We start from the raw sequence: 14,235 nt of genomic DNA, 5'->3' as shown, positions 1-14,235 counted from the left end.
GCCGGTGCCGGGCAGGCTCAGGGGCACGAGGGCCAGGCCGCCCCCCGGCCTTCGCCTGGTCAGGCGGGGCCGGGTGTGGCGTTGGCGGCGCGGCGGTATTCGGCGTTGATGCGTTGGGCTTCTTCGAGTTGGTCTTCGAGGATGACGATGCGGCAGGCGGCTTCGATGGGGGTGCCGCGGTCGACGAGTTCGCGGGCGCGGGCGGCGACGCGTAGTTGGTAGCGGGAGTAGCGGCGGTGTCCGCCTTCGGAGCGCAGGGGTGTGATCAGTCGGGCTTCGCCGAGGGCTCGGAGGAAGCCGGGTGTCGTGCCGAGCATCTCTGCTGCCCGGCCCATCGTGTACGCGGGGTAGTCGTCGTCGTCCAGGCGATCGCCGAGTGGAATATCTGCTGCCATGTCACCTCGTTGTGCAACGCGTCGAGGGGCCCCGATGCCGTACGGCACCAGGGCCCCGAAGGGAATTCAACACCATCTGTCGGCCCTCATGCTGCGCCGACCTTCTGTGTCCGCTACCCGGCCCGGTGACGGGAGGGGTGCGGGGATCGCGACTGCGTGACCGGGGACCACCATCCATTCCGGGGTCTTGCGGTACCCGGGCCGAAAACCCGGGCGATCCTGATGGCGTCTGCTCCTCCGTCCTTGCTCTGAATCATGTCTACGGGAGAAACAGTAATCGCGTCAGGAGTCAATGTCTACTCTGACAAGAGGAGATTTTGACGTTCGGGGCATACGACGATGGGGCCCTGCCGACGCGCGTCGGCAGGGCCCCATCGGGCCTGTGCGGGTGGATCCGGGGCGGGACGGTCAGCCGGCGAGGCTGAGGACGTCCCGCAGTCGGAGCCGGTCCGTGTAGGAGGTGCTGTCCCGGAGAGCGGCGAGCCCGGCGAGGGTGACCACGCCCGTGCGCTGCTCGTCGTCGTCGCAGAGGACGAGGTGATCGACACGGGCACCGGCCATGAGGGACAGCGCCACCTCGACCGTCATGTCGTCACTGACCTGGGGTCCGGTCCCCTGCTTGTCGAAGACCACGTGTGGCGTCCGGCTCGGCGTCATGGGTGCCTCCTACGGGAAAGGGGTGGGTCGGTCGATCGGTACGGCCGCCCTAGGCGGCGGAGCCGAAGCCGGTCCGCCGCGGCGCACCGCGACGGGCCGCGGCGCCTGCGGGGCGCCCCTGCCCCGCCTGGCCCCGGCGCCCACGACGGCCTCGGGACGAGGACGAGGAGGACGCGCCGCGGGGCCGTTCCGCCGGCGGCGAGGTGATGACGACCGGGATGCCGGAAGGCGCCTGGGCCCCGGTGATGCGGCTCAGCTCCGCCTCGCCCGAACGCACCTGGGCGACCTGGGGGGTGATGCCCGCCGAGATCATCAGCCGGTTCATGCCACGACGCTGGCCGGGGGTCACCAGGGTGACGACGCTGCCGGACTCGCCGGCGCGGGCCGTACGACCGCCGCGGTGCAGGTAGTCCTTGTGGTCGGTGGGCGGGTCCACGTTGACGACCAGGTCGAGGTTGTCGACGTGGATGCCGCGGGCCGCGACGTTGGTCGCCACCAGCACGGTCACGTGCCCGGTCTTGAACTGGGCGAGGGTGCGCGTGCGCTGCGGCTGGGACTTGCCGCCGTGCAGGGCCGCGGCGCGGACGCCGCTGCTCAGCAGGTGCTTGGTCAGCCGGTCCACCGCGTGCTTGGTGTCCAGGAACATGATGACCCGGCCGTCGCGGGCGGCGATCTCGGTGGTCGTCCGGTTCTTGTCCGTGTCGTGCACGTGGAGGACGTGGTGCTCCATCGTGGTGACCGCGCCCGCGGAGGGGTCGACCGAGTGGACGACGGGGTCGTGCAGGTAGCTCCGCACCAGCCGGTCGACGTTGCGGTCCAGGGTGGCCGAGAAGAGCATCCGCTGCCCGCCCGGACGCACCTGGTCGAGCAGGGCGGTGACCTGCGGCATGAAGCCCATGTCGGCCATCTGGTCGGCCTCGTCGAGGACGGTGATGGCGACCTCGTTCAGCCGGCAGTCGCCCCGGTCGATGAGGTCCTTGAGCCGCCCGGGCGTCGCGACGACCAACTCGACCCCGGCGCGCAGCGCACCGGCCTGCCTGCCGATGGACATACCGCCGACGACGGTGGCCAGCCGCAGGTTCACGGAGCGGGCGTACGGGGTGAGCGCGTCGGTGACCTGCTGGGCGAGCTCACGGGTGGGGACCAGGACGAGGGCGAGCGGCTGCCGCGGCTCGGCACGGCGCCCCGCCGTACGGGCCAGTGCGGCGAGGCCGAAGGCCAGGGTCTTGCCCGAGCCGGTGCGACCGCGGCCGAGGACGTCGCGGCCGGCCAGCGAGTTCGGCAGCGTGGCCGCCTGGATCGGGAACGGCACGGTCACGCCTTCATGGCCCAGCGTGGCCAACAGCTGTGCGGGCATGGCGAGATCGGCGAAGGACTCGACCGCGGGCAACGCGGGAGTGATCGTCCTGGGCGGTGCGAACTCGCCCTGTACGGTCTGCCGGTTTCCGTGCGTCCTGGAACCACGGTTCGGACCGCCGGAGCGGCCACGGGTGGGGTTTGAGCGTGTGCGATTCATGCGAAACCTTCCTTGATGCGGCGCGTATCAAGGAATTCACGCAGCCGATGAGCGGCGCAGAGAATCGCGAGAACGAACCGAAGGCGATGGGTGATGCGCCCTGAAATGCGCGAGCTGGGGCCCGCACCCCTAGGTGCGGGCCCCAGCTGCGAAAAATATGCGCGGCGAAGCCAGTGATCAGGCGGGAACGATGTTCTCGGCCGTCGGGCCCTTCTGGCCCTGCGCGATGTCGAAGGACACCTTCTGGCCTTCGAGCAGCTCACGGAAGCCCTGAGCGGCGATGTTGGAGTAGTGGGCGAAGACGTCGGCGCCGCCGCCGTCCTGCTCGATGAAGCCGAAGCCCTTTTCCGCGTTGAACCACTTCACGGTGCCAGTAGCCATGTCATATCTCCTTCGGAGGCGGTTTCGGAATCCACCCTTCGTGAATTCCGTGTCGCCGTGCTGATTAACCCGTCGGAAATAAACCTTCTGGCAACCACACCTGCAACTGAGATCGACAGTAGCACGGTGCGATCGGCCCTGCGCGGACGATGATTTTCGACCCGGTCGGCGTTCAGGGAATACGTGCCGTGCCCCGGCGCTATTTCTCATTTAGTGGGCACAGATATTGCGATCCCCTGGGCGTGGCCTACCTCCCGCGCGGACCCGCCGCACCCCCTGTGACCTCCGGTGACGGGAGTTGCGCCGCGAAAACCGGAGTCGGTGCGCGGCACCGCGGTCCGGGGCCCGAAACTCCGTGATCACGATGAACATCACATCCCGTCGTCACCCTCCGGGCCGGTCAGCTCGTGCAGTTCGGCGGCGTAGAAACGCGCGGGGTCGAAACCCATCCCGGTGAAGTGACCGGCGAGCTCCAAGGACAGGGCGCCGTGCAGCCGGGTCCAGAAGGTCAGGGCCCGGTGCAGGGTCGCGGCCGGGGCGGGGTGGCCGTCCGCCCAGTCCCGGTGCTCTTCGAGGTGCGCGTCGAACGCTGTCGCGGTGCCGCTCGACGGGAGCTCGGCGAAGGCGTCCAGGAGCGCGGCCATGATCTCGGACGCGATCGCGGTGATGTCGTCGGGCGCGTGATAGCCGGGGACGGGCGTGCCGTAGAGGAGGAAGTAGCGCTGGGGATCCTCCAGTGCCCAGGTACGCAGGGCGCTCGCCAGCGCGGTCACGTCGGCGCCGGGCCGGGCGGAGGCGGCGCGGAAGGTGTCGGCGAGGCTGCGGTACGCGTCCCTGACCAGCTCGGTGATCAGCTCGTCGCGGCCGGCGTAGTACCGGTACAGCGCGGGTCCGCTCATCCCCAGCTGCTTGGCGATCGCGTTGAGGGAGAGCGCGGACGCGCCCGCCGTGGCGATCTGCTCCCACGCGCGTTCCTTGATCTCCGTGCGCACCTGGGCGCGATAGCGCTCGCGGGGGGTCTTCGCTTCCGGGTTCACCATGGTTAGAGGTTATCACTGAAGTTATTGACACTCCCGCCCCCGGGCGGTTATAACTTCTAACGAACACGAAGCCGCGTAACCAACCGTCTGTGTGAGAGGTCGTCATGAACACCGAAGCGCTCGTCGAGGTCGTCCTGCCGGGCAAGGTCGAGCCCGAAGGGCTGGAGATCCGCCACGGAGCCGTCCCCGCCGCGGGTCCCGGCCAGGTCGTGATCCGGATGGAGGCGACCGGAGTCTCCTTCGCCGAGCAGCAGATGCGGCGCGGTCGCTACTACGACCAGCCGCCCTTCCCCTTCGTCCCCGGCTACGACCTCGTCGGCACCCTGCAGGCGACCGGCGCGGGCGTCGATCCGCACCTGGCCGGCACTCGCGTCGCCGCCCTGGTCAAGACCGGCGGCTGGGCCAGCCACGTGCGCGTCGACGCCGCGGACGTGGTGCCGGTGCCCGACGGCATCGGAGCGGCGGAGGCCGAGACTCTGGTCGTCAACGGCATCACCGCCTGGCAGATGCTCCACCGCAAGGCCCGCGTCCGCGCCGGGCAGACCGTCGTCGTGCACGGTGCCAACGGTGGCGTCGGCTCGGTCCTGGTCCAGCTCGCCCGGGCCGCGGGCGCCCACGTGATCGGTACGGCGTCCCCGCGCCACCACGAAGCCCTGCGGGAGCGGGGAGTCGTCCCCGTCGACTACCGCGCCGACGACCTGGCCGCACGGATCCGGGCGCTCGCCCCGCGCGAGGGCGTCCACGCCGTCTTCGACCACGTCGGCGGCCACGGCATCGTCGACTCCTGGCGCCTCCTCGCCCCGGGCGGCACCCTCGTCTCGTACGGCAGCGCCGCCACCCGTGACGCCGAGGGCTCCAAGCAGTGGCCCGTGCTGAAGCTCCTCGGCCGGGTGTGGCTGTGGAACACGCTGCCCAACCGCCGCCGCGCCTACTTCTTCAACGTGTGGGCCGGCCGCGCCCTGGCCAAGAACCGGTTCCGGTCCCGGTTGCGCGCCGACCTCACCCAGGTCTTCACCGCCCTCCAGCGCGGCGAGGTCACCGCCCAGATCGCCGCCCAGCTGCCGCTCGCCCGCGCGGCCGACGCCCTGCGGCTGGCCGAGTCCGGCACCGTCGCCGGAAAGGTCGTCCTCAACCCGTAGCGAGCAACCGCAGACCCGAACCGGCCGTCACCACGAAAGGAACCCCATGTCCCCCCTCTCCCGGCCCCGCGTGCTCGCGGTCTCGCTCGCCGTCGCCGGCGTTTTCGCCGGCACCGCCCCGGTCGCCCAAGCGGCCCACCACGGTGAACCGCCCCGATGCGGCGGACAGGGCGTCGACGCGAACGCCCGCATCCACTACGCGTCCGACGTCGTGATCAAGGCGCCGCTGAGCACCGTATGGAAGCTCCAGACCGACGTCGAACGCTGGCCGAGCTGGCAGCCCCCGGTCCTCACGGCCGAACGCCTCGATTCCGGCCGCCTCGCCAAGGGGTCGCGGTTCCGGTGGACGACCCCCGTGCCCGCCACCCCCACGACCCCCGCCACCACCCTCGGCATCACCTCCACGGTCCAGGAACTGCGGCGCCACGACTGCGTCCTGTGGAGCGGACCCGCCGTCGGTGAGGGGCTGCGCATCGACGAGGGCGTGCACCTGTGGACCTTCAGGAGGGTCAGGGGCGGCGTGCACGTCCACACCGAGGAGACCTGGACCGGCGCCCAGGTCGAGGCGGACGTCCCCACCGCCACGGCGGCCCTCGGCGCGGGCCTCGAAGCATGGCTGCGCGACCTCAGGTCCGCCGCGGAAGGCCGGCACACGCCACAGCCGTAGCGCCCGCCGGGCCGCACCCGCGACACGCGCCACTCGTGACACGCCCCCGGACGGTCTATCCCGCCGTTTGCGACCTTTCAGGACATAACGTGCTGAATATGATGAGATTTCATATCTCCCGCCTGGCATGTACCGCGGCGATCATCGGGGCGGTGTTCGGGGCCGCCCCGCCCGTCGCCGCCGACCAGATGACCCACGTGGTCTTTCCCGGTCAGTCGATCCAGCAGGCGGTGGACGCCGCCGAGCCGGGCGACACCGTCCTGGTGACCCCCGGCACCTACCGCGAGAGCGTCACGGTGAGCACGCCCGGGATCACCCTGAGCGGCATGGGCCGCGAGACCGTCATCGAGCCGGGCACGGACAAAGCCGCCAACAGCTGTGCCCAGAACGGCAACGGCATCTGCGTGATCGGGACGAAGGCCCACGACGTCGAGGGCGTCACCGTCGCCTCCCTCACCGTGACCGGCTTCACCAAGGCCGGGGTGTTCGCCATGGCGACCGACGGGCTGACCGTGCGCAACGTGACCGCCGTGCAGAACGGGGTGTGGGGAATCGCCCAGGAGCGTTCGGTGCACGGGGTGTTCCGGAAGAACACCGCCCGGGACAACGGCGACGCCGGTCTGTTCCTCGCGAACACGATCAAGGAGGAGGCGGGCGCCGCGGACACCGGGGGAACCCTGGTCGAACGCAACCGCCTGGAGGGCAACCGGATCGGCATCACCGTCCGGCGCCTGAGGAACCTCACCGTCGCGGGCAACCACCTCACCGGCAACTGCGCGGGCGTCTTCGTCGTGGGCGACGAGAACAAGCCGAAGGCCGGTGCGCTGACCGTGCGCGACAACACCCTCGTCAAGAACAACAAGTCCTGCCCCAAGACCGCGCGGCTGGACGCGCTGCAGGGCTCCGGCATCGTGCTGACCGGCGCCGAGGACACCCTGGTGACACACAACCAGGTCATCGGCAACGTCGGCGCCTCCCCGCTGTCGGGCGGCATCGTCCTGTTCAAGAGCTTCGTGGGCACCACCAGCGAACGGAACCGGATCACCGACAACACGCTGGAGGGCAACGCCCCGGCGGACCTCGTCAACACGGACACCGGCAAGGACAACACCTTCACCCACAACTCGTGCCGGGCCTCCCAGCCCGCCGGAATGTGCTGACCGGCCATGGTCACCCAGGAACTCGAAGAAGAAAGGCGGCCCATGACGACCGCTCAGACCGCCCCGCCGCCGTCCATGCGGCTCAGGGAACTGGTGTTCGGCGCGGCCTGCGCGGCCGCCCTGCGCGCGGCCGCCCGGCTGGGTGTCGCCGACGCCCTCGACGACAGTCCGCTGGCCGTGGACGACCTCGCGGCCGCGGTGAAGACCGAGCCCAGGACACTGCGCCGGCTCATGCGTGCCCTGTCCTGCTACGGCATCTTCGCCGAGCAGCCGGACGGGACGTTCGCGCACACCGACATGTCCCGGCTGCTGCGCGAGGACGACCCGAACAGCCTGCGCTCCATCGCGCTGTGGTGCACCGAGCCGTGGACCTGGGCCGCGTGGCCGATGCTGGACGAGGCGGTGCGCTCCGGCCGCAACGTCGTGGAGGACCTCTACGGCAAGGAGTTCTTCCAGTACCTCAACGAGGACGCCCCGGAATCGGCCGACGTCTTCAACCGCGCCATGACGACCTCCAGCGTGCAGTCCGCGCGGGACGTCGCGGACTTCCTCGACCTGTCGGGATGCGCGTCGGTCGCCGACATCGGCGGCGGTCAGGGACATGTGGTGGCGAGCCTGCTGGAGAAGTACCCGACCCTCCAGGGCACCCTGCTCGATCTGCCGCGCGTGGTGGAGAACGCCGACCCCCGGCTGCGTCCGGGAGGCGCGCTCGCGGACCGGATGCGCCTGGTGCCCGGCGACTGCCGCGCGGCCGTCCCGGTCAAGGCCGACGTATACGTCATCAAGAACATCCTGGAGTGGGACGACGACAGCACCACCCGCACCCTGCGCAACGTCATCGAGGCGGGCGGACCGGGAGCGCGGGTCGTGGCCATCGAGAACCTCGTCGACGACTCACCGTCGATGCGGTTCAGCACCGCCATGGACCTGCTGCTGCTCCTCAACGTCGGAGGGGCCAAGCACACCACCGAGAGCCTGACCGGCAGGCTGACGGAGGCGGGCCTGGTCATCGACGACATCCGCCCGGTCAATCCCTACCTGCACGCGTTCGACTGCACGGTTCCCCGCTGACCGACCCTCGCCGGGCACGCGAACCGTGCGTGCCCGGCGAACGGCGGTTCAGGAGCCGGCGTCGCGCTCCCAGCGGTAGAAGCACCGCGCCATCGCGTCCTTCGGTGACCGCCAGGTCGCCGGGTCGTACGCGCTGACGTACGCCGCGAGGCGCTCGCTGATGTCCCGGAACTCCGGGTGTCCGGCCACCTTCGCGATGGCCGGCCCGGGGTCCCGCTCGGACTCGATGAGGTGCAGGTACACGTCGTCGAACTGGAAGAGACTGCGCCGGGCGACCCCGACGAGGTGCGGCAGTTCGCCACGGTCCGACTCCTCGAACACCTTGGCGATGTCCAGGGCCGACTCCGGGGCCATCCGGGCGACGATCAGGGACTGGTGCATCGTCATGTCCTCCGTCCCGCTCAGTCGGACAGCATCTGCACGGGCCGGCGCTCTTCGGCGGCCTTCTCGATGCGGTCCCGGATCAGCGCCATCTGGACCTTGGAGTTCCGGTTGATGTTGTCGGTCATCCAGGCATCGTCGACCGGCGCGTCCGGACGCATCGCGAAGTCCTGCGTCCACACCATCCGGGTGCCCTCGGCGACCTTCTCGTACTGCCACACGATGTTCATGTAGGCGAAGGGCCCGGTCTCGACACGGCGGGCCCGCACGGTGAGCGTGTCGGGGTCCGGCTCCCGCTCGGAGACCCAGCTCCACACCTTGCCGTCCTGGTCGGGGTGCATGGTCAGCCGGAACGTGGTCCTGTTCCCCTCCCGGGACAGGATCTCGGCGGAGGCGTACTCGCTGAACAGCTGCGGCCAGCTCTCCACGTCGTTGGTCATGTCCCAGACCAGATCCAGCGGGGCCGCGATGGTGATCTCGTTCTGCGTGTGTCCGGTCATCTCAGGCTCCCGCGAGAAGCGCGCTGTTGACGAGTTCGAGGAACTGCCGGGGGCTCTTGCTCTTCTCGGCGTCGGGAGGCATCGGAGTGCCGTACCGGTTCTCCAGCTCGCCCACGATGCCGAGCAGACCGAGCGAGTCGAGGCCGAAGGTGTCGAAGCCGGAGTCGCTGCGCTGCTGGAGCTCGTCGGGGGCGACGGTGACTCCGGCGGCCTTCTTCATGAGCTCGGCCAGCTCTTCCACGGTGATGCGGTCACTCATGGGGTTCCTCTCCTTGGGTCGTGATGTTCTGTGGTGATGGGTGGTCGCGAGGCCTCGCTACGAGGCGTCCGAGGCACCGCGCCGTAGCACGAGCGCCGCGTTGGACCCCATGAGTCCTCGGCTGAGGACCAGCGCGGTGCGCACCTCGGCGGCCCGCGCGCGGACGGTGACGAGGTCGAGGTCGTGGCAGACGTCGAAGACGTTCGGGGTGGGCGGGATCAGCCCGTGCTCCATCGCGAGCACCGCGGTGGCGACGTCCAGCACGGGAGCCGCGCCGTAGGCCCGGCCGACGGCGGTCTTCGGCGCCGTGACGGGCACGCGGGTGCCGTGCGGACCGAGGGCGTCCGCGATCGCGAGCGCCTCGGCGCGGTCGGCCTCCGGGACCCCGAGGGCGTCGGCGAAGACCACGTCGATCTCCTCCGGTGCGCACCCGGCCTCGTCCAGGGCGCCCCGGATCGCCTGGGCCAGACCCTCCCGGGACTCCTCCCAGCGGGAGGCGCCGGTGAACGTGGCCGCGTGTCCCGCCAGCGTGGCCCGCACGGGCACGCCCCGTTCCCGGGCCGAGCCCTCCGCCTCCACGACGAGCATCGCCCCGCCCTCGGCGGGCACGAATCCGCAGGCCGCGGCGGTGAACGGGCGGTAGGCGCGGTCCGGTTCGTCGACGCTGCTCAGCTCCTCGTAACCGAGCTGGCAGACCATCGAGTAGGGGGCCAGCGGCGCCTCGGTCGCCCCGGCCACCATCACGTCCGTGCCGCGCCGCACGGCCCGCGCCGCGTGCGCCAGGGCGTCCAGACCGCCCGCCTCGTCGGAGGCGACCACCCCGCAGGGGCCCTTGAGGCCACGCCGGATGGAGATCTGGCCGGTGCTCGCCGCGTAGAACCAGGCGATGGACTGGTACGGCCCGACGAACCGGCTTCCCTTGCCCCACAGTTGCTGCAGCTCGCGCTGCCCGAACTCGCCGCCGCCGGAACCGGCGGCGGTGACCACGCCCACGGAGAACGGCGCGGCGTCGGTGTCGGACCGGCCGAGCCCGGCGTCGTCCAGCGCCAGGTCGGCCGCGGCCATCGCGAAGTGGGTGAACCGGTCGGTCTGGACGAGGTAGCGCTCCTCGATCGCCGACGGCGGATCGAAGTCCCGGATCTGGCCGGCCACCCGCAGCGGCAGGTGCTCGCACCCGTCACGGGTGATCCGGTCCAGGACGGCGACACCTTCCATGGTGGCCTTCCAGAAGGCCTCGGTGTTGATTCCGTTGGGCGCGACCACGCCGATTCCGGTGACGGCCGCGCGCCGGGGGTGCGGTGCGCTCATTCGGTCTTCTCCCTCGGCAGGGTCATGATCACCGCGGACTGGAAGCCGCCGAACCCGCTGCCCACCGAGAGCACGCTGCGCAGCCTGCGCTCACGGGCGACGCGCGGCACGTAGTCCAGGTCGCACTCGGGGTCCGGGGTCTCGTAGTTCGCGGTGGGCGGGACCACCTGGTGGGCCAGGGCCAGCGCGCAGGCGACCACCTCGATCGCCCCGATCGCGCCCAGGGAGTGGCCCACCATGGACTTGATGGAGCTCATGGGCGTGTCGTAGGCGTGCGCGCCCAGAGCGCGCTTGACCGCGGCCGTCTCGTGCCGGTCGTTCTGCAGGGTGCCCGAGCCGTGCGCGTTGACGTAGTCGATCGCCGTCGCGTCGAGCCGGGCCTGGCCGAGGGCGTCCTCGATGGCCCGGGCCATCTCCAGGCCCTCACCGGTCAGACCGGTCATGTGGTAGGCGTTGCCGAACGTGGCGTAGCCGCCGATCTCGCAGTACACGTGCGCGCCGCGGGCCCGTGCGTGTTCCAGTTCCTCCAGGACGAGCACCGCGCCGCCCTCGCCCATGACGAACCCGTTGCGCCGGGCGTCGAAGGGGCGTGAGGCGTGGGCGGGGTCGTCGTTGCTGGGGGAGGTGGCCTTGATGGCGTCGAAGCAGGCCATGGTGATCGGGGAGATCGGCGAGTCGGAGGCGCCGGTGATGCACACGTCGGCCCTGCCCTCCTCGATCGTGTGGAAGGCGTACCCGACGGCGTCGAGGCCCGAGGTGCAGCCGGTGGAGACGGTCTGCACCGGTCCGCGGGCCTCGAACCGCTCCGCCACCGCCGAGGCGAGGGTGCTCGGCGAGAACGCCCGGTGCAGATGCGGACCGGCCTCCCGGTGGTCCACGTCCCAGCGCTGTCCGCCGTGGCTGACCAGGACGTAGTCGTGTTCCAGCCGGGTGGTTCCGCCGACCGCGGTGCCCAGGGAGACCCCGACCCGCCACGGGTTCTCCGCGGCCAGGTCGAGGCCGGAGTCCCGCACCGCCTCCGCGCCGGCGACCAGGGCGAACTGGAGGTAGCGGTCGCTCCGGGCGATCTGCTCCGCGTCCAGCCCGTGGGCCGCCGGGTCGAAGTCGCACTCGGCGGCGATCTGCGAACGCAGCCCGGACGGGTCGAAGAACGTGATGCCGCGGGTCGCCGTACGACCGCTGGTCAGCAGATCCCAGAACGCCGGGACACCGATGCCGCCCGGGGCGACGATCCCTATGCCGGTGACCGCGACGCGCCTCCTCATGAGCGCAACCCGGATCGCTCGGCCGCCCCGCCGGCGTGGACCGCCTCCGGGATCGGCACACCGTCGGCGTCCTCGGTGTCGACGTGTCCGAGCGGCGGGCTCGGGGCCAGCGGGCCGAGGTGGAAGACCATCCGGGCCTCCACGTTGCCCACGTTGCGGAAGCGGTGCCGCATGTGGGACGGGATCAGGAGCCCCTGCTCGGGCCGCAGTTCATGGGGCTCGCCGTCCAGGTCCACCTCGAGCTGCCCGCACACCACGTAGATGAACTCCTCGGAGTACGGGTGGTAGTGCTCGGCGATGCGGTCGCCGGGCTGCACGATGGCCACGCCCATGAAACCGCTGGTGGAGCCGACTGTGGCAGGGGTGAGCATGGCGCGCAGGTCGCCCCCGCGCCGGGTGTTGGGCTCGACCTCGCTGAGATCCACAACTCCGGGATGACGTTTGATCACGACGTTCCTCCGAACAGGTGCTGCATCGACATGAGGGCGTGGCCGGTCACGGCCCGGGCCGGTGAATCAGGCGTCGGGCGCGCGGCGGTCGGTGACGAGGTCCATGCGGGAGACCGCGAGGAGGTGGGCGGGGGTGCTGTCCCGCAGCGCCGGACCGTCCACTCCGAGGGCTTCGGCGTCGAGGAGGGCCGTCAGCTCGGCCGCCTGGCCGCGATCCGTGAGACCGAGGACGGGGCCGGGGTCGCTGTCGAGGGGGCCGCGCACGTCGACCAGCCGCATCACGACGTCGTCGCGCTGGAAGATCGTGCTGCGCAGCACCGGTCCGCGCGGGTCGTCCGCCGCCGCCTCGTCCTGCCGGGCGAGCAGCTCGGCAAGGCGCAGGCCGCACCCCTCGCGGGCGGGGTAGTACAGCGCGTGCCGTACCGCCTCCGGGCTCTCCTGCCCGGCCGTCACATGGTGGACGGCGGGCAGCGCGGCGCGGGTGAAGAAGAGCCGGGCGGACTCGGGGTCGTCCAGGTCCCGGTCCTGCTCCAGATAGGGGTTGATGGCTTCCTCGACGGCCCGCACCTCGGGCTGCCGGGCGACGTGGCGCAGGGCGGCGAGCAGGTCGCCCCGCACCTCGATGGCCCGGACGACCCGGTTGCCGTGCATGAAGAGGGAGGTGCGGATCAGCCGGGTGGTGTCGTCGACCCGCGGTTCCGGCGAGGTGTAGCCGGCGAGGATCTCGGCGACGGTGGCCTCGCTGCCCGGCTTGACGGTGAAGGTGAGCGCGTGGCGGATGACTCCGTCACCGATCCTGGGCGCCGCCTGGAGCCGGCGCTTCTCGGGTCCGGTCGGCACCGCCGGGCCGCCGGTCTCGCGGACGATGTGGAAGCGCAGCGACCTGGTGTCCCGGACGCAGCTGTGCAGCGGCTGCACCATCCGCACGTGTTCCTCGCTGTTGACCCAGGTGAGGAACGGCGGGGCGCTCTCCCACTCACTGGTGATGAGCCATTGGGAGGGGTTCTCGATGGACTGGCACAGCTGGTCGCTGACATGCCCGGGTACGGAGGCGACCTGGCTGCACAGGCTCTCGTACGCTTCCAGGAACTGCTGCTGGGCCCCGTCGTAGACGTCCACCAGCAGGACGACACGGAGCCGGGAGCCGTCGAACACGGACTGGGAGACCCGCTGCGACGCCTGTTGCGTAGGCGCTTTCGAAACACGGTCGGACGTGGTGGTCATCCTGCGCACATCTCCTTCGGGGGGCAGGGGCGGGCGAACGTCGGCCACGGGGCGTGACGTCGGCGTTCCTCGATCGTCAGCCCGCCCCGGGAAGCGCGCGACTCGGATGCACCGTGGGGGTGACCGGCGGTCCGGCGGGCGGGGCGGGTGGGTTCAGAGCAGGTGGGCGAAGACCACGAGGTTGTCCTTGTAGTCCCTGGCCGTGTGGTCGTAGTCACCCGCACAGGTGATGAGTCGGACCTCGGGCCGGGCCGTGTCGTCGTACACCCGCCGGCTGGGGAAGTTGTCCTTCTCGAACGTCTCCACGCTGTCGACCACGAAGGACGCTCTGCGCCCGTCGGCCCGGTCGACGTGGAAGACGTCCCCCTCCTGCAGCTCGCCGAGGTTCACGAACACGGCCGCCGACGTCGTGGTGTCCACGTGCCCGGCGATGATCGCGGTGCCCGGTTCCCCGGGGGACACGCCCTTGGCGTGCCAGCCGACGAGGTTGGTGTCGTGGGCGGGAGGAGGTTCGAGACGGCCCGTGGGGCCGATGGCGAGATCCGTGAAGGGCGCGTCGACCGAGATCTTCGGAATGAGCAGACGTACCGGCCGTGAGCGCGGAAGTTGCCTGCCCGCCGGCTGCCCGGCCGCCTGTCCGGGCGGCGGAGCCGACGCGACCGGCACGGAGGCGGGTACGGCCAGGGGCGGCCGGGAGGCCTCGGACGAGGACCCGCCGTGCTGGCCGAACAGGCTCACGGCCAGCACCAGGAGCGCCGCGGCCCCCAGCATCACCTTGGTGTGGGACCCCTCCCCGGCCGGGGCGGGATCATCGGGGCCGGGA

General features: G+C 71.0%; 17 protein-coding genes. 4 read left to right on the top strand and 13 right to left on the bottom strand.

The features are described from left to right. Nucleotides 1-59: 59 nt before the first annotated feature. The 5 genes from D1369_RS19330 to D1369_RS19310 form a co-directional block, all read right to left on the bottom strand. Nucleotides 60-395 (bottom strand): helix-turn-helix domain-containing protein, encoded by a 336-nt coding sequence (locus D1369_RS19330; protein WP_118082550.1) that lies wholly within the window; start codon nucleotides 393-395, stop codon nucleotides 60-62. Between the two features lie 408 nt (nucleotides 396-803). Further along, a complete protein-coding gene (locus tag D1369_RS19325; protein ID WP_118082549.1) occupies nucleotides 804-1,052 on the bottom strand; it encodes a CBS domain-containing protein in 249 nt (82 codons plus the stop codon). Between the two features lie 49 nt (nucleotides 1,053-1,101). Continuing rightward, nucleotides 1,102-2,568, bottom strand: coding sequence for a DEAD/DEAH box helicase (locus D1369_RS19320; protein ID WP_118082548.1), 1,467 nt, complete (start codon nucleotides 2,566-2,568; stop codon nucleotides 1,102-1,104). Nucleotides 2,569-2,745: 177 nt separating this feature from the next. Beyond that, the gene (locus tag D1369_RS19315; protein WP_004986771.1) at nucleotides 2,746-2,949 is read right to left on the bottom strand and encodes a cold-shock protein; all 204 of its coding nucleotides are present in this window, start codon (nucleotides 2,947-2,949) and stop codon (nucleotides 2,746-2,748) included. Nucleotides 2,950-3,320: 371 nt separating this feature from the next. After that, a complete protein-coding gene (locus D1369_RS19310; RefSeq protein ID WP_118082547.1) occupies nucleotides 3,321-3,989 on the bottom strand; it encodes a TetR/AcrR family transcriptional regulator in 669 nt (222 codons plus the stop codon). A 104-nt stretch (nucleotides 3,990-4,093) separates the two neighbouring features. On the opposite strand from D1369_RS19310, the gene D1369_RS19305 reads away from it, so the two are divergent. From D1369_RS19305 to D1369_RS19290, 4 genes are all read left to right on the top strand, one after another. Next, on the top strand, nucleotides 4,094-5,128 hold the full coding sequence (locus D1369_RS19305) for a medium chain dehydrogenase/reductase family protein (protein WP_118082546.1): 1,035 nt from the start codon (nucleotides 4,094-4,096) through the stop codon (nucleotides 5,126-5,128). A 46-nt stretch (nucleotides 5,129-5,174) separates the two neighbouring features. Beyond that, nucleotides 5,175-5,795: an SRPBCC family protein gene (locus tag D1369_RS19300; protein WP_118082545.1), complete on the top strand. Its 621-nt coding sequence runs from the start codon at nucleotides 5,175-5,177 to the stop codon at nucleotides 5,793-5,795. Nucleotides 5,796-5,893: 98 nt separating this feature from the next. Beyond that, a complete protein-coding gene (locus tag D1369_RS19295) occupies nucleotides 5,894-6,955 on the top strand; it encodes a right-handed parallel beta-helix repeat-containing protein (protein WP_162951023.1) in 1,062 nt (353 codons plus the stop codon). 42 nt (nucleotides 6,956-6,997) lie between these two features. Then, entirely contained in the window at nucleotides 6,998-8,026 is a 1,029-nt protein-coding gene (locus tag D1369_RS19290) for a methyltransferase (RefSeq protein WP_118082544.1), read from the top strand. Between the two features lie 48 nt (nucleotides 8,027-8,074). Here D1369_RS19290 and D1369_RS19285 read toward each other — a convergent pair whose 3' ends face one another. The 8 genes from D1369_RS19285 to D1369_RS19250 all read right to left on the bottom strand — a co-directional run bounded on the left by D1369_RS19285 (nucleotide 8,075) and on the right by D1369_RS19250 (nucleotide 14,183). Continuing rightward, a complete protein-coding gene (locus tag D1369_RS19285) occupies nucleotides 8,075-8,407 on the bottom strand; it encodes a TcmI family type II polyketide cyclase (protein ID WP_118083144.1) in 333 nt (110 codons plus the stop codon). A gap of 20 nt (nucleotides 8,408-8,427) precedes the next feature. Then, nucleotides 8,428-8,907: an SRPBCC family protein gene (locus tag D1369_RS19280; RefSeq protein WP_118082543.1), complete on the bottom strand. Its 480-nt coding sequence runs from the start codon at nucleotides 8,905-8,907 to the stop codon at nucleotides 8,428-8,430. Between the two features lies 1 nt (nucleotide 8,908). Beyond that, nucleotides 8,909-9,166, bottom strand: a complete 258-nt coding sequence (locus D1369_RS19275; RefSeq protein ID WP_118082542.1) for an acyl carrier protein — start codon at nucleotides 9,164-9,166, stop codon at nucleotides 8,909-8,911. A 57-nt stretch (nucleotides 9,167-9,223) separates the two neighbouring features. Further along, the gene (locus D1369_RS19270) at nucleotides 9,224-10,474 is read right to left on the bottom strand and encodes a ketosynthase chain-length factor (RefSeq protein WP_118082541.1); all 1,251 of its coding nucleotides are present in this window, start codon (nucleotides 10,472-10,474) and stop codon (nucleotides 9,224-9,226) included. Continuing rightward, entirely contained in the window at nucleotides 10,471-11,739 is a 1,269-nt protein-coding gene (locus D1369_RS19265; RefSeq protein WP_118082540.1) for a beta-ketoacyl-[acyl-carrier-protein] synthase family protein, read from the bottom strand. Before D1369_RS19265 ends, D1369_RS19270 begins: the two co-directional genes overlap by 4 nt. Beyond that, nucleotides 11,736-12,188, bottom strand: a complete 453-nt coding sequence (locus tag D1369_RS19260; protein WP_118082539.1) for a cupin domain-containing protein — start codon at nucleotides 12,186-12,188, stop codon at nucleotides 11,736-11,738. The genes D1369_RS19265 and D1369_RS19260 overlap by 4 nt, the downstream gene beginning before the upstream one ends. A 66-nt stretch (nucleotides 12,189-12,254) precedes the next feature. Further along, nucleotides 12,255-13,412, bottom strand: a complete 1,158-nt coding sequence (locus D1369_RS19255; RefSeq protein WP_118082538.1) for a SchA/CurD-like domain-containing protein — start codon at nucleotides 13,410-13,412, stop codon at nucleotides 12,255-12,257. A 153-nt stretch (nucleotides 13,413-13,565) separates the two neighbouring features. Further along, nucleotides 13,566-14,183: a class F sortase gene (locus D1369_RS19250; RefSeq protein ID WP_118082537.1), complete on the bottom strand. Its 618-nt coding sequence runs from the start codon at nucleotides 14,181-14,183 to the stop codon at nucleotides 13,566-13,568. Nucleotides 14,184-14,235 lie beyond the last annotated feature (52 nt).

This window comes from Streptomyces sp. CC0208, from assembly GCF_003443735.1.
GTDB classification, from domain to species: Bacteria; Actinomycetota; Actinomycetes; order Streptomycetales; family Streptomycetaceae; genus Streptomyces; species Streptomyces sviceus.
Note: the sequence above shows the minus strand (reverse complement) of the source record. Positions and strands in the feature narration are given on the sequence as shown.

Coding starts and splice junctions, on each gene's coding strand:
- D1369_RS19330 (WP_118082550.1), bottom strand. CDS start 395: ATGGCAGCAGATATTCCACTCGGCGATCGCCTGGACGACGACGACTAC.
- D1369_RS19325 (WP_118082549.1), bottom strand. CDS start 1,052: ATGACGCCGAGCCGGACGCCACACGTGGTCTTCGACAAGCAGGGGACC.
- D1369_RS19320 (WP_118082548.1), bottom strand. CDS start 2,568: ATGAATCGCACACGCTCAAACCCCACCCGTGGCCGCTCCGGCGGTCCG.
- D1369_RS19315 (WP_004986771.1), bottom strand. CDS start 2,949: ATGGCTACTGGCACCGTGAAGTGGTTCAACGCGGAAAAGGGCTTCGGC.
- D1369_RS19310 (WP_118082547.1), bottom strand. CDS start 3,989: ATGGTGAACCCGGAAGCGAAGACCCCCCGCGAGCGCTATCGCGCCCAG.
- D1369_RS19305 (WP_118082546.1), top strand. CDS start 4,094: ATGAACACCGAAGCGCTCGTCGAGGTCGTCCTGCCGGGCAAGGTCGAG.
- D1369_RS19300 (WP_118082545.1), top strand. CDS start 5,175: ATGTCCCCCCTCTCCCGGCCCCGCGTGCTCGCGGTCTCGCTCGCCGTC.
- D1369_RS19295 (WP_162951023.1), top strand. CDS start 5,894: ATGATGAGATTTCATATCTCCCGCCTGGCATGTACCGCGGCGATCATC.
- D1369_RS19290 (WP_118082544.1), top strand. CDS start 6,998: ATGACGACCGCTCAGACCGCCCCGCCGCCGTCCATGCGGCTCAGGGAA.
- D1369_RS19285 (WP_118083144.1), bottom strand. CDS start 8,407: ATGCACCAGTCCCTGATCGTCGCCCGGATGGCCCCGGAGTCGGCCCTG.
- D1369_RS19280 (WP_118082543.1), bottom strand. CDS start 8,907: ATGACCGGACACACGCAGAACGAGATCACCATCGCGGCCCCGCTGGAT.
- D1369_RS19275 (WP_118082542.1), bottom strand. CDS start 9,166: ATGAGTGACCGCATCACCGTGGAAGAGCTGGCCGAGCTCATGAAGAAG.
- D1369_RS19270 (WP_118082541.1), bottom strand. CDS start 10,474: ATGAGCGCACCGCACCCCCGGCGCGCGGCCGTCACCGGAATCGGCGTG.
- D1369_RS19265 (WP_118082540.1), bottom strand. CDS start 11,739: ATGAGGAGGCGCGTCGCGGTCACCGGCATAGGGATCGTCGCCCCGGGC.
- D1369_RS19255 (WP_118082538.1), bottom strand. CDS start 13,412: ATGACCACCACGTCCGACCGTGTTTCGAAAGCGCCTACGCAACAGGCG.
- D1369_RS19250 (WP_118082537.1), bottom strand. CDS start 14,183: ATGCTGGGGGCCGCGGCGCTCCTGGTGCTGGCCGTGAGCCTGTTCGGC.